General features: G+C 62.0%; 14 protein-coding genes. 10 read left to right on the forward strand and 4 right to left on the reverse strand.

Annotation, left to right across the window (positions count from 1 at the left end; genetic code table 11):
• The first annotated feature begins 280 nt into the window (after positions 1–280).
• The 3 genes from phaZ to CCGE531_RS00100 all read left to right on the forward strand — a co-directional run bounded on the left by phaZ (position 281) and on the right by CCGE531_RS00100 (position 3,185).
• Positions 281–1,558: a polyhydroxyalkanoate depolymerase gene (gene phaZ, locus CCGE531_RS00090; RefSeq protein ID WP_120662366.1), complete on the forward strand. Its 1,278-nt coding sequence runs from the start codon at positions 281–283 to the stop codon at positions 1,556–1,558.
• Positions 1,559–1,895: 337 nt separating this feature from the next.
• The gene (locus CCGE531_RS00095) at positions 1,896–2,333 is read left to right on the forward strand and encodes a DUF2852 domain-containing protein (RefSeq protein WP_120662367.1); all 438 of its coding nucleotides are present in this window, start codon (positions 1,896–1,898) and stop codon (positions 2,331–2,333) included.
• Positions 2,334–2,423: 90 nt separating this feature from the next.
• On the forward strand, positions 2,424–3,185 hold the full coding sequence (locus CCGE531_RS00100; protein ID WP_120662368.1) for a SprT family zinc-dependent metalloprotease: 762 nt from the start codon (positions 2,424–2,426) through the stop codon (positions 3,183–3,185).
• 139 nt (positions 3,186–3,324) lie between these two features.
• On the opposite strand, the gene CCGE531_RS00105 is transcribed toward CCGE531_RS00100, so the two are convergent.
• The gene (locus CCGE531_RS00105) at positions 3,325–3,756 is read right to left on the reverse strand and encodes a helix-turn-helix domain-containing protein (RefSeq protein ID WP_120662369.1); all 432 of its coding nucleotides are present in this window, start codon (positions 3,754–3,756) and stop codon (positions 3,325–3,327) included.
• 89 nt (positions 3,757–3,845) lie between these two features.
• Between CCGE531_RS00105 and CCGE531_RS00110 the strand changes: the two genes are divergently transcribed.
• The 7 genes from CCGE531_RS00110 to CCGE531_RS00140 all read left to right on the forward strand — a co-directional run bounded on the left by CCGE531_RS00110 (position 3,846) and on the right by CCGE531_RS00140 (position 10,985).
• A complete protein-coding gene (locus CCGE531_RS00110) occupies positions 3,846–4,661 on the forward strand; it encodes an oxidoreductase (protein WP_120662370.1) in 816 nt (271 codons plus the stop codon).
• A gap of 71 nt (positions 4,662–4,732) precedes the next feature.
• On the forward strand, positions 4,733–5,734 hold the full coding sequence (locus CCGE531_RS00115; protein WP_120662371.1) for an NADP-dependent oxidoreductase: 1,002 nt from the start codon (positions 4,733–4,735) through the stop codon (positions 5,732–5,734).
• 111 nt (positions 5,735–5,845) lie between these two features.
• Complete coding sequence (locus CCGE531_RS00120; RefSeq protein ID WP_120662372.1) at positions 5,846–6,520, forward strand: phosphoribosylanthranilate isomerase; 675 nt, start codon at positions 5,846–5,848, stop codon at positions 6,518–6,520.
• Complete coding sequence (trpB, locus tag CCGE531_RS00125; RefSeq protein WP_120662373.1) at positions 6,517–7,731, forward strand: tryptophan synthase subunit beta; 1,215 nt, start codon at positions 6,517–6,519, stop codon at positions 7,729–7,731. Before CCGE531_RS00120 ends, trpB begins: the two co-directional genes overlap by 4 nt.
• A gap of 10 nt (positions 7,732–7,741) precedes the next feature.
• Positions 7,742–8,581 carry a tryptophan synthase subunit alpha gene (gene trpA / locus CCGE531_RS00130; RefSeq protein ID WP_120662374.1) on the forward strand — a complete coding sequence of 280 codons (840 nt, stop codon included), beginning with the start codon at positions 7,742–7,744 and terminating at the stop codon, positions 8,579–8,581.
• Positions 8,582–8,688: 107 nt separating this feature from the next.
• Positions 8,689–9,600 carry an acetyl-CoA carboxylase, carboxyltransferase subunit beta gene (accD, locus tag CCGE531_RS00135; RefSeq protein WP_120662375.1) on the forward strand — a complete coding sequence of 304 codons (912 nt, stop codon included), beginning with the start codon at positions 8,689–8,691 and terminating at the stop codon, positions 9,598–9,600.
• 56 nt (positions 9,601–9,656) lie between these two features.
• Positions 9,657–10,985: a folylpolyglutamate synthase/dihydrofolate synthase family protein gene (locus CCGE531_RS00140; RefSeq protein ID WP_205586482.1), complete on the forward strand. Its 1,329-nt coding sequence runs from the start codon at positions 9,657–9,659 to the stop codon at positions 10,983–10,985.
• Between the two features lie 291 nt (positions 10,986–11,276).
• Here the strand turns inward: CCGE531_RS00140 and trxA are convergent, their stop codons facing one another.
• From trxA to addB, 3 genes are all read right to left on the reverse strand, one after another.
• Entirely contained in the window at positions 11,277–11,597 is a 321-nt protein-coding gene (gene trxA, locus CCGE531_RS00145) for a thioredoxin (RefSeq protein WP_120662376.1), read from the reverse strand.
• Positions 11,598–11,672: 75 nt separating this feature from the next.
• Positions 11,673–15,239: a double-strand break repair helicase AddA gene (gene addA, locus CCGE531_RS00150; RefSeq protein WP_120662377.1), complete on the reverse strand. Its 3,567-nt coding sequence runs from the start codon at positions 15,237–15,239 to the stop codon at positions 11,673–11,675.
• Complete coding sequence (gene addB / locus CCGE531_RS00155) at positions 15,232–18,423, reverse strand: double-strand break repair protein AddB (RefSeq protein ID WP_120662378.1); 3,192 nt, start codon at positions 18,421–18,423, stop codon at positions 15,232–15,234. The genes addA and addB overlap by 8 nt, the downstream gene beginning before the upstream one ends.
• Positions 18,424–18,425: the final 2 nt, after the last annotated feature.

Raw genomic sequence — 18,425 nt, forward strand, 5'->3', positions numbered from 1 at the left:
TAACTTTTTGAGATCATTGTTGATGCCGGAGAAGCGATTCTCCGGCGTTTTTTATAAGAAGAACCGGCAGTCGTTATGTTGCCCTGCAGCAAAAGCTGCTAGGCTGAATGGTAAGAGCTTAAAGGATGAGGATCGAGGCCGAGAGCCGTAATCATCCTGCTGCACAGCGCGACCGGAGGAGCGCCGCAGTGAAAGCAGCGACACGCAAGAGGCGTATCGTTTTGAAGATCTATGTGATTTGCGAGATCGCATACTCGCATCACGAAAGGCAAAGCCCCTAATGTTTTATCAGTTTTATGAACTCAATCATGCCGCTCTCGCCCCTTTTCGCGCCGCGGCAGACATGATGCGCCTGGCCTATGCCAATCCCCTTAATCCCCTCTCGCACACCGTGTTCGGCCGTACTTTGACGGCAAGTCTCGAGGTTTTCGAGCGCACGACCAGACGCTACGGCAAGCCGGAATTCGGGCTGCATGAGACGGTGATCGAAGACAGGCCGGTCTCGGTGCATGAGAAGATCGTCTGGAAGAAGCCTTTCTGCAATCTCATCCATTTCGAGCGCAGCCTGCCCGCGGGCCATGGCGCCGATCCTCGCATCCTGATCGTCGCGCCGATGTCCGGTCACTATGCCACGCTCCTGCGCGGCACGGTGGAAGCCCTGCTGCCAGGCGCCGACATCTACATCACCGACTGGATCGATGCCCGCATGGTGCCGATGACCAATGGCACCTTCGATCTGGAGGATTATATCGATTACGTCATCGAAATGCTGCATCACCTTGGGCCGGATACACATGTCGTTGCCGTCTGTCAGCCCTCGGTGCCGGTCCTGGCGGCGGCGGCCGTGATGGAGGCAGCCGGCGACCGTCTCGCGCCCTCGTCGATGACGCTGATGGGTGGCCCGATCGATACCCGCATCAATCCGACTGCCGTCAACCAGCTCGCCAAGGAAAAGCCGCTGGAATGGTTTGCCGGCAATGTCGTCATGAACGTGCCCTGGCCGCAGCCGGGCTTCATGCGGCCCGTCTATCCCGGCTTCCTGCAGCTTTCCGGCTTCATGTCGATGAACCTCGACCGCCATATGATCGCGCACAAGGACTTCTTCGTGCATCTCGTCAAGAATGACGGCGAGCCGGCCGAGAAGCACCGCGATTTCTATGACGAATATCTGGCGGTGATGGATCTGACGGCGGAATTCTATCTGCAGACCGTCGATCAGGTATTCATCAAGCACGCGCTTCCCAAGGGCGAACTCATGCATCGCGGCGAGCGCGTCGACCCTTCCGCCATCCGCAACATCGCGCTTTTGACCGTCGAGGGCGAGAACGACGATATCTCCGGCGTCGGCCAGACCCATGCGGCGCAGACCATCTGCACCAGCATTCCCGACCACATGCGCATGCACTATCTGCAGCCGGATGTCGGCCATTACGGCGTCTTCAACGGCTCGCGCTTCCGCCGCGAAATCGCGCCGCGCATTCTGGCTTTCACCCGCGAGCATACGCGCACCGGCCGGCCGGTCGTCAAGCGGGTCATCAAGGGTGGCAAGTCAGCCTGACGCCGCTCAAAAGTCAAAAACGAGGGCATGATGGCGTTCGAAGGGCCCATCATGCCCGACCAAACGTGAATTCTCGTCAGCGCAAAATATTAGCTTTTGTTGAATTATACGGGCAGATTCAAGCACTTGTTAGATTCCGCCTGGTGATCCCATTGAAGCCTCACGAGGAGGTTACCATCTCGATTCCAACGGTACCGCAGAGATGATCGGGCCGTTTGCCGCGCCGCGCGTCCTTGGAACGCGCTGAGATGCAGGTAGAGCTTTAAAAACCGCGCAGAAGCCTTTCCATCGACCGGTATGGGTCGAGGGGCGATGCGCCGTGCGAGGATACCTGACAATGAACCAATCTGCATTACTTCGCCCGGATTGGACTCCGGCTACTATTGTCCTGATGGTACTTGGCTTCATGGTCTTTTGGCCGCTGGGCTTCGCCATGCTCGCTTATATTCTCTTCGGGGAACGTCTGCGGGATTTCAAGCGGGATGTGAATGAAAGAACCGACGGCATGTTTGCCGGCTGCGGCCGTCATCGCGGCCGTCACCGTCATTCCTTCTCCACCGGCAACGTCGCCTTCGACGATTGGCGCAAGGCTGAACTTGAGCGTCTCGAAGAGGAGCGCCGCAAGCTGGACGAGATGCGCGCCGAGTTCGATACCTATGTTCGCGAACTGCGCCGTGCCAAGGACCAGGACGAGTTCGACCGCTTCATGCGCGAGCGCAACAGCGTCAAGCGCAATGACAATGGCGGCCCGGCGACGGAATTCCAGACACCGTGACCTTGAGCCTGCCACATAATCGAAACCGGCATCATCAGATGCCGGTTTTTCTTTGCCCGATATCAGCTCGAATCGTATAAAACTGCCTCCATGTTTCCGCTTCTATCCAGATCACGAAGATCTCCCGCCAAGTCGTCCGCGCCGGAAACGCGCACCCTCGATGTCGCCGGCCGGCTGATGCCGCTGACGATCCGCCAGCATGAGCGGGCAACGCGCATCACGCTCAGGATCGAGCCCGGCGGGCGGTCGCTGAAGATGACCATTCCGCGCGGCCTTGCCGCACGCGAGGTCAATGCTTTTCTCGACCGGCATCAGGGCTGGCTGCTGACCAAGCTCGCGAAATTCGCGGCCGACGGCAGCCTGCGCAGCGGCAGCGAAATCCTTCTCCGCGGCGTGCGCCACAGGATCGAGCATACGGGCAGCCTGCGCGGCCTTACCGAAGCCGTCATCGTCGATGGCCTGCCGGTGTTGAGCGTCAGTGGCCTGCCGGAACATGCCGGCCGCCGCATCGCGACCTTCCTCAAGAAGGAGGCGCGTGCCGATCTGGAAAGATATGTGGCGGTGCATGCGAAGGCCATCCGCGCCACCGTCACGTCAATCGCCATGAAGGATACCCGCAGCCGCTGGGGCTCCTGCTCCTCCCAGGGAAACCTGAGTTTCTCCTGGCGCATCGTCATGGCGCCGCCGCTTGTTATTGATTACCTCGCCGCCCACGAGGTCGCGCATTTGCGCGAAATGAACCACGGTCCGCGCTTCTGGGCGCTCTGCGGCAAGCTCTGCCCCAACATGGACGAAGCCAAGGCATGGCTGAAGCGCCATGGCAGCCAGCTGCATGCGATAGACTTCGATTGAACTTGCTCGAAGGCGCCCAAACCTGGCTTTGAGTAGGGGTTGTACCTGTGGTTTCATCATTCCGGTTGTTGCGGCAGCTTTGAGCCAACAGCGGCATGTTACACGAGTAAAGACCTTTGCTCCTGGCGCTCGGAACGGTTCATTCAGGCCCGACAATACGCATCGGACGCGTTCCGATGGGAGCCCCCGTTGCACGGTCAATCGTAACGGCATCGATCTCTGTTCCAGTTTCAGCGTCGAAGAACCGGGTCACGCCGTCGCTTGGGCGATGCTTGCGCCCCCATGCGCCGATTGCAAACAGGACCGGCAGGAAGTCCTGACCAGCCGCCGTCAGCACATATTCATCACGCGGAGGCCGCTCGGAGTAACGGCGTTTTTCAAGCAGGCCATCTTCTGTGAGCGCAGATAGTCGAGCGGTCAGCATCGTCGGTGCGATGCCAAGGCTCTTGCGAAACTCGTCAAAGCGGGTGAGCCCTGCATGGGCGTCCCGCATGATCAGCATGCTCCATGCATCGCCCACCAATGCGAGGCTGCGGGCGATCAGACACGGCTGGTTCGAAAGATTCTTCATGTCGATATCTTTTTGATAGTGACTTACTACGGATTTGATAGTAACAGAATGTTCATCGATGTTCCACGTGAAAATGAAAGCGAAGACCGATGAGCAAGACAGAACGCGGTGTCGCCCTGGTCACGGGCGCCTCTTCCGGTATAGGGCGAGTGACCGCACAGGCGCTGCGGCGCGAGGGATATAGGGTATTTGGAACCAGTCGAAAACCGACGGCCGACGCTCCCGACGGCGTTTCAATGCTGGTCTGCGACGTCACCGACGATAAATCCGTGCAGGCGACGGTCGATGACATAATGGTCCAGGCTGGGCGGATCGATCTGCTCGTCAACAATGCGGGAATTGGATTGCTTGGCGGCGCCGAGGAGTCCTCCGCGGCACAGGCGAAGGCACTTTTCGATGTCAACGTCTTCGGCGTTCTGCGCATGACGAACGCAGTCCTGCCCGCAATGAGACGGCAAAGAAAGGGCAGAATCATCAATATCAGCTCCATCCTCGGGCTGATTCCCGCGCCCTACAACGCACTCTATGCATCGACCAAGCATGCTATAGAGGGATATTCCGAATCTCTCGACCACGAAGTCCGCACGCAAGGCATACGCGTGGTCCTCGTCGAACCCGGTGTTACCCGCACCGCCTTCGAAGAGAACATCACGCGGCCAGATCTCCCGCTTCGAGAGTATGACGACGTTCGCGCCGATGCGGAAAAGCTGATGCGTGAGATTGTCGAGAAAGGCGATGCGCCGGAGGTGGTCGCCGACATGGTGGTCAAGGCCGCCAACGCCGCATCGCCCAAGAGACGCTACACCGCGGGTAGGATGGCAAAGCAGGTTCGCTTCATACGCCGTTTTCTGCCGGAAGCGCTCGTCGATAAAAACTTGCGCAAATTCAACGGGCTTCCGGCCTGATAGCCTCCATTGCCGGGTATGGCATCTTCGATTCCCGGCTGCTCATTACCCTGAAAACGAAAGTCAGTCCCATGAAAGCATTTCTGATCGATCGCTATGCGAAGGGTGGCGCTCTTCGGTCTGGTGAAAGCCCGGTGCCAGAGTTGCGAGAGAATGATGTGATGGTGGAGGTTCATGCCGCCAGCGTGAACCTTCTTGATGCCAAGATCAGGGATGGTGAGTTCAAGCTCATCCTGCCTTACCGGCTTCCGCTCATCCTCGGCAACGACGTCGCGGGCGTCGTCGTCCGGGTCGGCTCCAGGGTCCGTGGCTTCAAGCCGGGCGACGAAGTTTATGCGCGTCCGGCCCAGGATCGCATCGGCACGTTCGCGGAGTTCATCGCGATGAACGAGGCCGACGTGGCGCTCAAGCCGCAGAACCTGACGATGGAAGAGGCGGCGTCGGTGCCTCTCGTTGCATTGACCGCCTGGCAGGCGCTCGTCGAGCGGGCAAATCTGAAGAAGGGGCAAAAGATACTCATCCACGCGGGCTCGGGCGGCGTGGGGACGGTTGCCATTCAGCTCGCCAAATACCTCGGAGCGCATGTTGCGACGACGACGAGCACAGCCAATGTCGATCTCGTCAAAAGCCTCGGAGCCGACGTCGTCGTCGACTACAAGAAAGATGATTTCGAGAAAGTACTGCAGGGTTACGACGTCGTCCTGAACAGCCTTGGCAAGGATACGCTGGAGAAATCGCTTCGTGTCCTGAAGCCGGGTGGGAAGCTCATCTCGATTTCCGGTCCGCCGGATGCGGCGTTTGCCAGGCAGAATGGTTCCGGATGGTTGTTTCAGCAGCTCATGGGGCTGTTGAGCTCCGGCATTCGGAGAAAATCAAAACGCCACGCCGTCAGCTATTCGTTCCTCTTCATGACCGCGAACGGTGGACAGCTCGGCAAGATCACCTCTTTGATAGAGGCAGGGGCCATAAGAGCGGTCGTCGATCGGGTCTTCCCGTTCCAGGGCACGAATGAGGCGCTGGCCTATGTCGAGACCGGTCGTGCCAAAGGCAAGGTTGTGATCGCCGTGAAGTAAAGCGCGAACTGTTGTTTCAAGAGGCCATTGCGACGGTCACGGGCCGAAAAACCGCCCTTGACCGTCGCCTTTAGGCTCGACTCTTTCGAAATTTCGTGTCACTCCGCTGCCATGAACCCCGATATCAAAATTTGTGGTCTGAAGACGCCGGAAGCGGTGGATCGTGCTATCGAGCGCGGGGCTACCCATATCGGTTTCATCTTCTTTGAAAAAAGCCCGCGCTATATCGAGCCCGATCTCGCCGGCCAGCTGGCGGAGCGCGCGCGCGGCAAGGCGAAGATCGTCGCCGTCACGGTCGATCCCACCAATGACGATCTCGATGAGATCATGGCGCTGGTGAAGCCGGATATGCTGCAGCTTCATGGCAATGAAAGCCCCGAGCGCGTGCTGACCATCAAGGCGGTCCATAACGTTCCGGTCATGAAGGCCATGTCGGTGCGCGAGGCCGATGACCTGAAGCGGGTGGAATCCTATATCGGCATCGCCGACCGCTTCCTGTTCGACGCCAAGCCGCCCGCCGGCTCTGTGCTGCCGGGCGGAAACGGCGTATCCTTCGATTGGAGCCTTATGAGCTGGCTCGACGATCGTGTGGATTACATGCTGTCCGGCGGCGTCAACAAGGACAATGTCGCCGAGGCGCTGGCCTCCACCAAGGCCACCGGCATCGATCTTTCCTCCGCCCTGGAGAGTGCGCCGGGCGTGAAGGATCTCGGTAAGATCGACCAGTTTTTCGACGCTTTTGCAGAAGCATGTCTGCCGGAACCGGCAGCAGGGAGTAGAGAGTGAACCAGACGCCCAAACCCAATTCCTTCCGCTCCGGCCCCGATGAGGACGGTCGTTTCGGCATTTACGGCGGTCGTTTCGTAGCCGAAACGCTCATGCCGCTGATCCTGGACCTGCAGGAGGAATGGAACAAGGCGAAGGACGACCCGGCCTTCCAGGCGGAATTGAAGTCTCTCGGCACGCACTATATCGGCCGGCCGAGCCCGCTCTATTTTGCCGAGCGCCTGACGGCCGAGCTCGGCGGCGCGAAGATCTACTTCAAGCGCGAAGAGCTGAACCACACCGGCTCGCACAAGATCAACAATTGCATCGGCCAGATCCTGCTCGCCAAGCGCATGGGCAAGACCCGCATCATCGCCGAGACCGGCGCCGGCCAGCATGGCGTGGCGTCGGCGACCGTTGCCGCCCGCTTCGGCCTGCCCTGCGTCGTCTACATGGGTGCCACCGATGTCGAGCGCCAGGCGCCGAACGTCTTCCGCATGAAGCTGCTGGGCGCCGAGGTCATTCCGGTCACGGCCGGCAGCGGCACGCTGAAGGACGCCATGAACGAGGCACTGCGCGACTGGGTCACCAATGTCGACGATACCTATTACCTGATCGGCACGGCCGCCGGCCCGCATCCCTATCCGGAGATGGTTAGGGATTTCCAGGCCGTCATCGGCACGGAAGCCAAGCAGCAGATGCTGGAAGCCGAAGGCCGCCTGCCGGATCTCGTTATCGCGGCTGTCGGCGGCGGTTCGAACGCCATCGGCATCTTCCATCCCTTCCTCGATGACGAGAGCGTCAAGATCGTCGGCGTCGAAGCCGGCGGCAAGGGCTTGCAGGGCGACGAGCATTGCGCCTCCATCACGGCCGGTTCGCCCGGCGTGCTGCATGGCAACCGCACCTATCTGCTGCAGGACGACGACGGCCAGATCAAAGAGGGGCATTCGATCTCGGCCGGCCTCGATTATCCCGGCATCGGCCCGGAGCATTCCTGGCTGAACGATATCGGCCGCGCCGAATATGTGCCGATCATGGACCATGAGGCGCTGGAAGCGTTCCAGACGCTGACGCGCCTCGAAGGCATCATCCCGGCGCTGGAGCCGAGCCACGCGCTCGCCGAGGTGATCAAGCGCGCCCCGAAGATGGGCAAGGACGAGATCATCCTGATGAACCTCTCCGGCCGCGGCGACAAGGACATCTTCACCGTCGGCAAGATTCTGGGAATGTGAGTTAGACGCCATGACCGCACGTATGGACAAACGCTTCGCCGCTTTGAAGGCTGAAGGCCGCCCGGCACTCGTCACCTATTTCATGGGCGGCGATCCCGATTACGAGACCTCGCTCGGCATCATGAAGGCGCTGCCGGACGCCGGCGCCGACGTCATCGAACTCGGCATGCCCTTTTCCGATCCGATGGCCGACGGCCCTGCGATCCAGCTCGCCGGCCAGCGCGCCTTGAAGGCCGGCCAGACGTTGAAGAAGACGCTGCAGCTCGCCGCCGATTTCCGCAAGACGGACGCCGATACGCCGATCGTGATGATGGGCTACTACAATCCGATCTATATCTACGGCGTCGAAAAGTTTCTCGATGACGCTATCACCGCCGGCATCGACGGCCTGATCGTCGTCGACCTGCCGCCCGAAATGGATGACGAGCTCTGCATTCCGGCGATCCGCAAGGGCATCAACTTCATCCGTCTCGCGACGCCGACCACCGATGACAAGCGCCTGCCGACCGTGCTCAACAACACATCCGGCTTCGTCTATTACGTCTCGATGAACGGCATCACCGGTTCGGCGCTGCCGGATCCGTCGCTGGTCTCCGGCGCCGTCAAGCGCATCAAGCAGCACACCGACCTGCCTGTTTGCGTCGGCTTCGGCGTCAAGACGGCCGAGCACGCCAAGCTGATCGGCGCTGCCGCCGATGGCGTCGTCGTCGGCACCGCGATCGTCAACCAGATCGCCACCAGCCTCACCAAGGACGGCAAGGCGACGGCCGATACCATCCAGGCCGTGGCGACCCTGGTGCGCGGCCTGTCGACGGGCACCCGTTCCGCCCGCCTTGTTGCCGCCGAATAGTTTCCCCATATAGGCCTTTCAGCAATCCCCTACGGATTGAGGAAAGGCCTATGGGCATTTGGTGACGACTGGGCTATCGATTAATTCGGTCGATTAGGAGTTTCGAATTGAACTGGATCACGAACTACGTCCGCCCGCGGATCAATTCCATGCTGGGCCGCCGCGAGGTTCCGGAGAATCTCTGGATCAAGTGCCCGGAAACCGGCGAAATGGTCTTCCACAAGGATCTGGAAGGCAACAAGTGGGTCATCCCCGCTTCCGGCTTCCACATGAAGATGCCGGCCAAGGCCCGCCTTGCCGATCTTTTCGACAATGGCGAATACGAAGCCCTGCCGCAGCCGAAGGTCGCGCAGGACCCGCTGAAGTTCCGTGATTCGAAGAAATATGCCGATCGCCTCAAGGACAGCCGCCTGAAGACCGAGCAGGAGGATACGATCCTTTCCGGCCTCGGCAAGGTTCGCGGCCTGAAGCTCGTTGCCATCGTGCATGAATTCAATTTCATCGGCGGTTCGCTCGGTATGGCGGCCGGCGAAGCGATCGTGAAGGCTTTCGAGCGCGCCATTGCCGAAAAATGTCCTGTCGTGATGTTCCCGGCCTCGGGCGGCGCACGCATGCAGGAGGGCATCCTGTCGCTGATGCAGCTGCCGCGCACGACGGTTGCCGTCGACATGCTGAAGGAATCGGGCCAGCCCTATACCGTGGTTCTGACCAATCCGACGACCGGCGGTGTTACGGCCTCCTACGCCATGCTCGGCGATATCCAGCTTGCCGAACCTGGCGCCGAAATCGGCTTTGCCGGCAAGCGCGTGATCGAGCAGACGCTGCGTGAAAAGCTTCCGGAAGGCTTCCAGACGTCGGAATACCTGCTGGAGCATGGTATGGTCGACATGGTCGTCAAGCGTCACGATATTCCGGATACCTTGGCAACCCTTTTGAAGATCCTGACCAAGGTGCCTGCCAACGACGTGTCCGCCAAAAGCAAGAACGGTGCTGCGCTGGCGGTGGCTGCGAGCGCCTGACATTATCGATTGCCGACTGGCGGAGGTGCGGGATGACGGCTATGGATCAATCCGCAATGAGCGAGGCAGCACGGGAAATCGAGAAGCTCATGGGATTGCATCCCAAGGGCTTCGATCTGTCTTTGGAGAGAATAACCCGGCTGCTCGACGTCCTCGGCAACCCGCACAGGAATTTGCCGCCGGTGATCCATGTTGCCGGCACCAACGGCAAGGGCTCGGTGACGGCCTTCTGCCGCGCCCTGCTCGAAGCTGGCGGCTATAGCGTGCATGTCCACACCTCGCCGCATCTCGTCAACTGGCACGAGCGTTATCGCATCGGCGTCAAGGGCGGTCGCGGCAAGCTTGTCGACGATGCCGTCTTCGCCAATGTGCTAAGGCGCATCGCCAAGGCCAATGACGGGCAGAAGATCACCGTCTTCGAAATTCTGACGGCCGCGACCTTCCTCCTCTTTGCCGAGCATCCGGCCGATGCCGTCGTCATCGAGGTCGGCCTTGGCGGCCGCTTCGACGCCACCAATGTCATTTCCGATCCTGCCGTCTCGGTCATCATGCCGATTTCCCTTGATCACCAGCCCTATCTCGGCGATCGGATCGAGCTGATCGCGGCCGAGAAGGCGGGCATCCTCAAGGCCGGCCACCCGGTCGTCATCGGCCATCAGGAATATGATGCCGCGCTCGATGTGCTGATATCGACGGCCGAGCGGCTTCGTTGCCCGACCGCCGTTTTCGGCCAGGATTTTTCCGCCCACGAGGAATATGGCAAGCTGGTTTATCAGGACGAGTTCGGCCTGGCCGATCTGCCGCTGCCGCGCCTGCCGGGCCGCCACCAATATGGCAATGCCGCCGCCGCCATACGGGCGGTCAAGGCCGCCGGTTTCGTCGTCACCGAAGCGATGATGGAAAAGGCGATGACATCGGTCGAATGGCCCGGCCGCCTGCAGCGACTGACGGAAGGCGAGCTAATGCCGCATGCTCCCGAGCGCGCGGAAATCTGGGTCGATGGCGGCCACAATCCCGGCGCCGGCGAAGTCATCGCGGAGGCCATGGCGAATTTCGAGGAGCGCCGGCCACGCTCGCTGTTCCTGATCATCGGCATGATCAACACCAAGGATCCGGTGGGATACTTCAAGGCCTTTGCCGGCCTTGCGGAGAAGGTTTATTGTGTGCCGATCCGCGGCAGCGATGCAATGATCGACCCGGTCATCCTGGCCAATGCCGCCTATGATGCCGGCCTCATAGCCGAGCCCATGTCGAGCGTGGTCGAGGCGCTGGATGCTATCAAGGCGGTCGCAGTGCCGGACTCGCCCGCTCCGCGCATTCTGATCGGCGGTTCCCTCTATCTAGTCGGCGATGTCCTCGCCGACAACGGCACGCCGCCGAAGTGATTCCTGTAAGCGGCGATTCACCGCCCGCCCTCGTGGTTCGAGGCTTCGGCCCCTTCAACAGGCTCAGGAGCCTGCGCACCTCACCATGAGGGCTGCTCCCTTACTTGGCTCGCAACTCGCTCCGCCCTCATCCTGAGCTTGTCGAAGGATCAGGGCGGCCCATGGGGCAAGCGCAAACACAACACGGTTGCTGAGGTGCGAAGCCTCGAAGGGCGAGGATGGCCCGTGCTCTCCGACCAACAAAAAAGCCCGGCTTAGCCGGGCTTTTTTGTTTCATGCGATCGATACCGATCAGGATGCGCTGGAGATCCAGTTCTGCAGGGCCGTCTTGGGAGCGGCGCCGACCTTGATGTCGGCGACTTCGCCGGCCTTGAACATGGCGAGCGTCGGGATCGAGCGAACGCCGAACTGGGCGGCCAGTTCCGGATTTTCGTCGATGTTGAGCTTGGCAACCTTGACCTTGCCTTCGAACTGCACGGCGAGTTCTTCAAGAGCCGGAGCAATCATTTTGCACGGACCGCACCATTCGGCCCAGAAATCAACGACGACAGGCTCTGCAGACTGCAGCACTTCGGTGGCGAAGTTGGAGGTATCGACTTTAATGGTAGCCATAGGCTGCTCCTTACCAGAATTTACGGGTTGCTAGATATGTGATGGTGCGGTGCCCGGATGTCAATATTTGGTATTTCACTTTGTCTCGAGCTCAGCAAGCGCCAATGCGAGAGCCCTGTCGGACAGCGTGTAGATCGAGGCATTTTCGGTATAGACCAGCATGCAGTCGACGCGCTTTCCCGGATAGAGCGGAGACAGAATCTCGCGGTAGATCGCGAGCTGAGCTTTGTGTGCGAAGGGGATAGAGCTTTCCTCGCTGGGCGGCACGCGATTCGTCTTGTAGTCGAGAATGACGACACGGTCGTCCAGGTCAGCCAGCCGATCGATACGGCCGGAGACCGCATAGGACTGGCTGCCGAGCTTCAGCGTGCCCATGATCGAGACTTCCGCCTGCGCATGGGGGCTGAAAGTGCCCTGCAGGTCCGGATGCGACAGTAGCGCCATGACGGACTTTACCAGCGCATCCCGCTCCGCCTGAGGCCAGAAGCGCGCGGCTCGTTCGGCATAGCGCCGAGCCGCATCGGCGCGCTCCTCGGGCGCGATTTCGGGCAATGTCTGCAGCATGCGGTGAATGAAGCGGCCCTTTTGCAGGGCGCGGTCGGATTTGGTCTTTTCGCCGAAGAGCGCCGAGGTCACGAGCAGATCGTCGGCTTCCTCATCGATGACGGTGCCGACGCCGGAGGGGCTGAGCGGTCGCGGCAGGCTTCTTTGCGGCGGCAGCGGCCGGTTGAGGCCATCAGGCAGGCCCACGCGCTCCCCGCGCTTTTCATGCTCTCTGGCGGTTTCGAAATCAAGCTGGACCTGGGCAACACGCCAGCTCAAGCCTTCCCAGTCGCCATCGGGGCCGGAAAAGGTCTTTTGCGTGCAGTGCTGCTCATCTCCGCGCAAGGCGGTGGAAATCATGGCGTGCCACGTATCGGCATTTTCCCGAATGCCGCGATAGCCGCAGATAATCAGGCGGTCTGCGGCGCGCGTCATGCCGACATAGAGCAGGCGGCGATATTCCTCCTCCGCCAGCGCCTGCAGCCGTGCCGTATCGGCCTGGGTCATTAAATTGGCGAGCGCCGAGACCGGCACCCAGACCGGCAGCGGGATCTGGTCCCGGCCCGTCTCGATCAGCCGCATCTTTGGTAGATGCGTATGGGTGAAGGCCTTGCCGCCGCCATCGACGAGGAAAACGATCGGCGCTTCCAGCCCCTTCGAGGCATGCACCGTCATGATCCGCACTTCGTTGCGGCCCTTATCCTGCTCGCGCTTGACCGTCGGCGCCTCCAGTTCCAGCGTCGAGATGAAGGATTGCAGGCCGGGTAGGCCGCTCGTCTCATGATCGAGCGTGAAGGTCAGGAATTCATCGAGGATATCGCTGACCTCCGTGCCGAGCCGTGCCAGAAATTGCCGCCTGCCGCCGAAGCTGCCGAGCACGCGCGCATAGAAATCATGCACGGCCAGGCTCTTCGACAGGGCCAGGAACGTTCGCAGCCGCTCGACCACCTGTATGAAGCGCTCATGGCCATCTCCGGCAAATCTCTGCAGGTGGCTCCAGACGCTCTGGCCGTCATCGCGATAGGCCGCGACCGCGAAGACATCTTCCTCATTGAGGTCGAACAATGGGCTTTTCAGCAGCGCGCAAAGCGAAAGATCGTCTTCCGGCAGCAGCAGGAAGCGGCCGAGCGCCAGAAGATCCTGAATGGCAATATGGCTGGTCAGGACAAGACGGTCGGCGCCGGCAACGGGAATATTGCCGCGCCGTTTCAGGGCGCGGGTCAGCGCGTTGACGAAACTGTCGCGCTTGCGCACCAGCACGAGAATGTCGCCGGCCTCGATGAAACGGGCCTTGCCCTTCTCGATGATCTTTTCCCGGCCGACGAGGTTGCCGATCGTCTGTGCCATCCGCCGCGCCAGGATGGCGGCGGGTGCGCTTTCAGGCGTCGAATCGAAAGGCGCGGTCCAGTCCTCCTCCTTGGCGGCCGGCTCCGGCGCGATCATCTCCCAGAGATCGACGGCGCCGGGGTGGCCGATGCGGCTGGAGCGATGCACCACCGGCTCGCTGACGGCGCTGAGCCCCCGGGCATTGTCCGGGCTGGTGAAGACATGATCGACGGCGCCGAGCACATCGGCCGTCGAGCGGAAGGACAGGGGCAGCCGGATCGACGAGAATTGCTGGCCGCTGGCCGCCACCCGCCGCCGGGTGCGGTCGCTCTCCTCGGAAAACCGTTCGGGACGGGCACCCTGGAACGAATAGATCGACTGCTTCTCGTCGCCGACGGCAAAGATGGTCCTGAGCGTCGGCCGGGCGCTGTCGCCGGAGAAGAAATCCTCCGCCAGCGACTGGATGACGCTCCACTGGATGGGGCTCGTATCCTGCGCCTCGTCGACCAGAATGTGATCGATGCCCTGATCCAGCTTGTAGTGGATCCATGGCCCGACATCCTTCTTGGTCAGAAGATCGGCCGTGCGGGTGATGAGATCTTCGAAATCGAGCTGGCTGCGCCGCTTCTTCAATTCCTCATAATCGCGGGTCAGGCGATCGGCGAGAATGAGGGCGGCGCGCGTGGCGCGATACATCCGCATCAGCTTCAGCCGGTCGCGGCAGGCAACGACATGGGCGCGCGCCGCAGCCACAGCATCGGCGAGCGCAGGTGCATCGGCCAGCATCGCCTTAACGAAGAACTGGGTATCGGATTTCGGTTCGCCCTTGGCGGTCAGGACGGCCTTTTCAAGGATTTCGGCACGGGCAAGCGGATTTGCCTCGCGCTTCGCAAGGCGCAGCGCATAAGCCACCTCCTGCGCCTTGGCGCCACCCTTCTCGTCGGCGAGCGTGAGATAAAGCTCCAGCGTGGCGCCGGCCAGGCCGGGTAGCGGCCAGTATTGCTCCGCAATGCTCGTTTCCGTCTCGTCGACGGAAAGGCCAAGCCGGGCAAGCAGCGCGGCTTCGATGCCACCTTTGCGATCGGCGCTTTCGGTGAAACGGCGGATCGCATTGCGATTGGCGACGATATCGCCGAGCAGCGTCTCAAGACCTGATTCGTCGCCGAGATCGAGTACATAATCGAAGGCCCGCGCCAGTTCGGCATCGCCATGTGGGCTGGTGGATGTCAGCAGCGCGCGGCGCGCATCGTCGAGCAAGACCTCGGCCGCCCGATCGTCGAGAACGGAGAAATGCCCGGCGACGTTGGCCTCGAGCGGGAACTGATGCAGCAATGCCTCGCAAAAGGCATGGATGGTCTGGATCTTCAGTCCGCCCGGCGTTTCCAGCGCCTTGGCGAAGAGCCGGCGTGCCTCGGCCAGCTTGAAGAGATCGGGCTGTCGGCCTTCGATATCGGCAATGCGTGTCTTCAGCTCTTCGTCCGGCATGGTCGCCCAGGCGGCCAGCCGGTCGAACACACGGTTCGACATTTCGGAGGCCGCGGCCTTGGTATAGGTCAGGCAGAGGATGGCCGAGGGGCGTGCGCCAGCCAGAAGCAGGCGAATGACACGCTGCGTCAGCACATGCGTCTTGCCGGAGCCGGCATTGGCCGAGACCCACGCCGAGCGCTCGGGATCGGAGGCGATGGATTGCTGGATCGTCGTCCAGCTGATCCACACACCGGGATCGTCGCTTTCGGGCAGGGTGGCGATATCGGCGGCGGGAAAATCACTCATCGCCGCCGCCTTCCTGCTCGCTTTCCGCCGTCGACCACTCCGAAACGCGGGCAAGATGGTCGTAGTCGCCGCCATACTCGAATTGCTGCGCAGGGATCAGCCGTGAAGAGAAGCCCTTCTCGCCCGATTGCAGCAGCGAAACGAACTTCACGAGCTGGTCCATCGACTCCTGCGCGAGATCCATAGCCGACTTCGTTTCCGTCCTGCCGCCTCGGCTGGAATGCTCGTTGTTGACCGGATCGACCTTGAAGCGATCGCCGGGCCGCAGCCGGACATAGAGCAGGTTCTCAGGGGTCAGCGCGGCGATATTGCGGAAGGCGCCCGCCTTCAGCGCATAGGCTTCCAAAGCCAGCTGCGGATCGAGCAGCGCGCGCGCCTGTGCCGGGGAGGGATTGTAGCCGGTCTTGTAGTCGATAAGGTCGGCGCCTCTGTCGCTCTTGATGTCGATGCGGTCGGCAACACCAGTCAGGCGAATGCCGATCGGTTCGATCTCGACGCCGGCCGGCACTTCCGTCGCCGTTTTGCGCACTTCGGGCCGCCGTTCCGCTTCCCAGGCAAGGAAAGCCCGCGCCACTTCGCGAAAACGCGGCCGCCAGACGCTGTCGATATGAACAGGCAATCGCTCGGCATCGAAGAGGTCGGCAATGATGCGATCCATCGCCAGCGTCGCATCCGATGTGCCGGCTACATGCCCCTCGCGGACGAAACGGTCGATGATCTTGTGGTAAAGCGTGCCGCGCTCGGCGGGGCCGGGATCGCGGTTGAACGGGTCGACCGGATCGAGCCGCAGCACGCGCCGGGCATAGATCGAGTAGGGGTCGCGGCGCAGCCGCCCCACTTCGCTGAAGGAATAGCTCTTCGGCTGCAGTTCCATAGGCGGCTTTGGTGCTGGGCGCAGCGCCGGGGCCTGGTTTTCGCCCTCGTCGATCATCGCGGCCCAATGGCGGTATTGGTCGCCGCGAGCCTTCATGGCGTCTTCCAGCTCCTTGCCGCCGAGTGCGATCAGTCGCTGCAGCCAACGTGACGCGACCGTCGGCGTCGACCCCTGACGCAGCGCGCGGGAATAAATCAGGTCGCGGGTGCCGTTCGCCATTTCGAAATCGTGTGCGAGTTGGCCGATGCGGCGCTCCGGCGGCTCCAGGCCGATCTCCGTCTTCATGCTGCGAGAGATGAAGGGGTTGTTCGCCGTCTGCCCCGGCCATGAGCCTTCGTTCAACCCGCCGAGGATCAGCGTGTCGACGCTCTGCAGACGCGCTTCCAGCGTACCGAAGATGAAGAGGCGGGGATGGCTGAGCGCCCTCGGCTTCACCGCCTGGCCCACGCAGAGTGCGACCATGATGTCGATCCACTGTACCCCGTCGGCTTCAAGCTGGCCATCGGTCTCGATAACATCTTTGAGCAGGCTGGCAAGCGTGTCCCCGGCTTCGCCGGACCAGAGGCCTGCCAGGCTGCTGCGTTCGTCGATAGCGGCGGCTTCCAGAGCACGGCCGGTGCGCTCGGCCCAATCCGAAAGGGTCAAGAGACCTTCCGAAGCGGGCAGCGAAAGTGCCAATACCAGCGGTTCGCAGGCGGCGGTCACTCGTTGCGCCAGCGCGCGCGCATGCGCGATGGCTTCGGGCGGCAGCGATTTACGCCATTGCGGCGCATGGCGATTATTGGCCTGTTCCGCCACCCGCTCGTCGAGCAGGGCTTCCAACCTGCCGATGTCGACATTGGCGACACCGCCCCTGAGCGCCAGGATCTCCAGCGCATCGACGCCGGGCTGATGTGTTTCCGCCGGCAGGCCGAACAAAGCGAGGGGATGCTTCAGCAGCGAAACGACGGCAACGGGATCACCGGGGTGAAGGGCTGCCTCCAAAAGCAATTGCAGCAGCGTGCCTTGCGGTGTCGCATTCAGCGGCGTGCCGGCCGAATCGTCGGCGGTGATGCCGAAGCGGGCAAGCTCGGCGGTCACCCGCCGGGCGAGATTGCGGTCGGGCGTGATCAATGCCGCCTGGCTTTCGCCGCCGTCGCGTCCCGGTTTGTCCAGCGCCAGCCGCAAGGCGATGGCGATTGCTGTCGCTTCCTCGCGCTCATTGGCGGCTTCGATCAGCGCCACGTCGGCGAAAGCGTCCGGGATTGCAACGGGAGAGAGCGTCTTGCGCCAGCTTCCCCAGCCGCTCGTCGCCTTGGCCGGCGCCAGCGCTCGGGACAGGATCTGCGCCCGCATCTGCATGGTGTCAGCCGCATCTGCGATGGCTTCGACATCGCGACGGCTGACGCGCAGCCGCTTCAAGAGCAGCGAAAGACCATATTGCGGATGGCTGCGCGTGGTCGGATCGGCTCTTTCGCCGATGGAGGTTTCCGGCGCCACGAGATGCCAATCCTCTTCCGGCATCGCAAGATCGAGACCGGGCAGCACGATCACGCCTTGCGGCAGGGCAGCGACCGCTGCAATCAGCTCCGCCGTTGCCGGCACCGAGCCGGTCGAGCCTGCAACGATGACCGGCCCGGGATGGCGCATGGTGGAGATCCGCTGCGCCTCGGCGCGCAGGATGGCGTTGCGGTTGCGGGCTGGCGAGGATTTGCCGAGTTCTTCGAGGCGCGCCGGCCAGAAGGCGCTGGCAATCGCCAGGAATTCGGCCGTCAGTTGCCACCACAGCGCATGATCCTCGGCGGTGAGAGTGGCAAGCTCGCTCCACTTGCGATCCTCGGTCTCCAGCGAATCGATGAGCTCGGCGAGATTGCGTGCCAGCCATATGGCGTCCGCCGGGCTTGCGGGCGCCACCAGCGGCGAGTCGGAGTGAATGTCCCGCACGATCTGCGGCAGCTTGTTGCGCCAGGCAAGGATCAGCCGCGCCAATTCCAGCAGCCGGGCGGTGTTGGCGAGCGGCTGTGCCAGATCGGCCGTCTCAGGCAGGGCTTCCTCGAAATAGCCGCTGTCGTCGTCGGTCTCGCCGAGCGGGCGAATGGTGGGCAGGATGGCGGAGCGGCCGCCGAGCAGGTCGACGAATTCCGAACGCAGCACGCGCGCCGCGCGCCGCGTCGGCAGGAAGATGCTGACCTTGGCAAGCGACAGCGGGTCGCCCGGATCATGGCGGAAATGTTCGGTCAGCCGCCCGTCGCAGAGCGCTGCCGCAAGGGTCTTCAGGAAGGGCAGGCCCGCCGGAATCGTCAGGATGCGCTGCCGGTGCCCTCCCGTCATAG

This window comes from Rhizobium sp. CCGE531 (assembly GCF_003627795.1).
Lineage (GTDB): Bacteria > Pseudomonadota > Alphaproteobacteria > Rhizobiales > Rhizobiaceae > Rhizobium.

Excerpts from the sequence above, each read along its gene's own strand:
- phaZ (WP_120662366.1), top strand. The coding sequence starts at position 281 with ATGTTTTATCAGTTTTATGAACTCAATCATGCCGCTCTCGCCCCTTTT.
- CCGE531_RS00095 (WP_120662367.1), top strand. The coding sequence starts at position 1,896 with ATGAACCAATCTGCATTACTTCGCCCGGATTGGACTCCGGCTACTATT.
- CCGE531_RS00100 (WP_120662368.1), top strand. The coding sequence starts at position 2,424 with ATGTTTCCGCTTCTATCCAGATCACGAAGATCTCCCGCCAAGTCGTCC.
- CCGE531_RS00105 (WP_120662369.1), bottom strand. The coding sequence starts at position 3,756 with ATGAAGAATCTTTCGAACCAGCCGTGTCTGATCGCCCGCAGCCTCGCA.
- CCGE531_RS00110 (WP_120662370.1), top strand. The coding sequence starts at position 3,846 with ATGAGCAAGACAGAACGCGGTGTCGCCCTGGTCACGGGCGCCTCTTCC.
- CCGE531_RS00115 (WP_120662371.1), top strand. The coding sequence starts at position 4,733 with ATGAAAGCATTTCTGATCGATCGCTATGCGAAGGGTGGCGCTCTTCGG.
- CCGE531_RS00120 (WP_120662372.1), top strand. The coding sequence starts at position 5,846 with ATGAACCCCGATATCAAAATTTGTGGTCTGAAGACGCCGGAAGCGGTG.
- trpA (WP_120662374.1), top strand. The coding sequence starts at position 7,742 with ATGACCGCACGTATGGACAAACGCTTCGCCGCTTTGAAGGCTGAAGGC.
- CCGE531_RS00140 (WP_205586482.1), top strand. The coding sequence starts at position 9,657 with ATGAGCGAGGCAGCACGGGAAATCGAGAAGCTCATGGGATTGCATCCC.
- trxA (WP_120662376.1), bottom strand. The coding sequence starts at position 11,597 with ATGGCTACCATTAAAGTCGATACCTCCAACTTCGCCACCGAAGTGCTG.
- addA (WP_120662377.1), bottom strand. The coding sequence starts at position 15,239 with ATGAGTGATTTTCCCGCCGCCGATATCGCCACCCTGCCCGAAAGCGAC.
- addB (WP_120662378.1), bottom strand. The coding sequence starts at position 18,423 with ATGACGGGAGGGCACCGGCAGCGCATCCTGACGATTCCGGCGGGCCTG.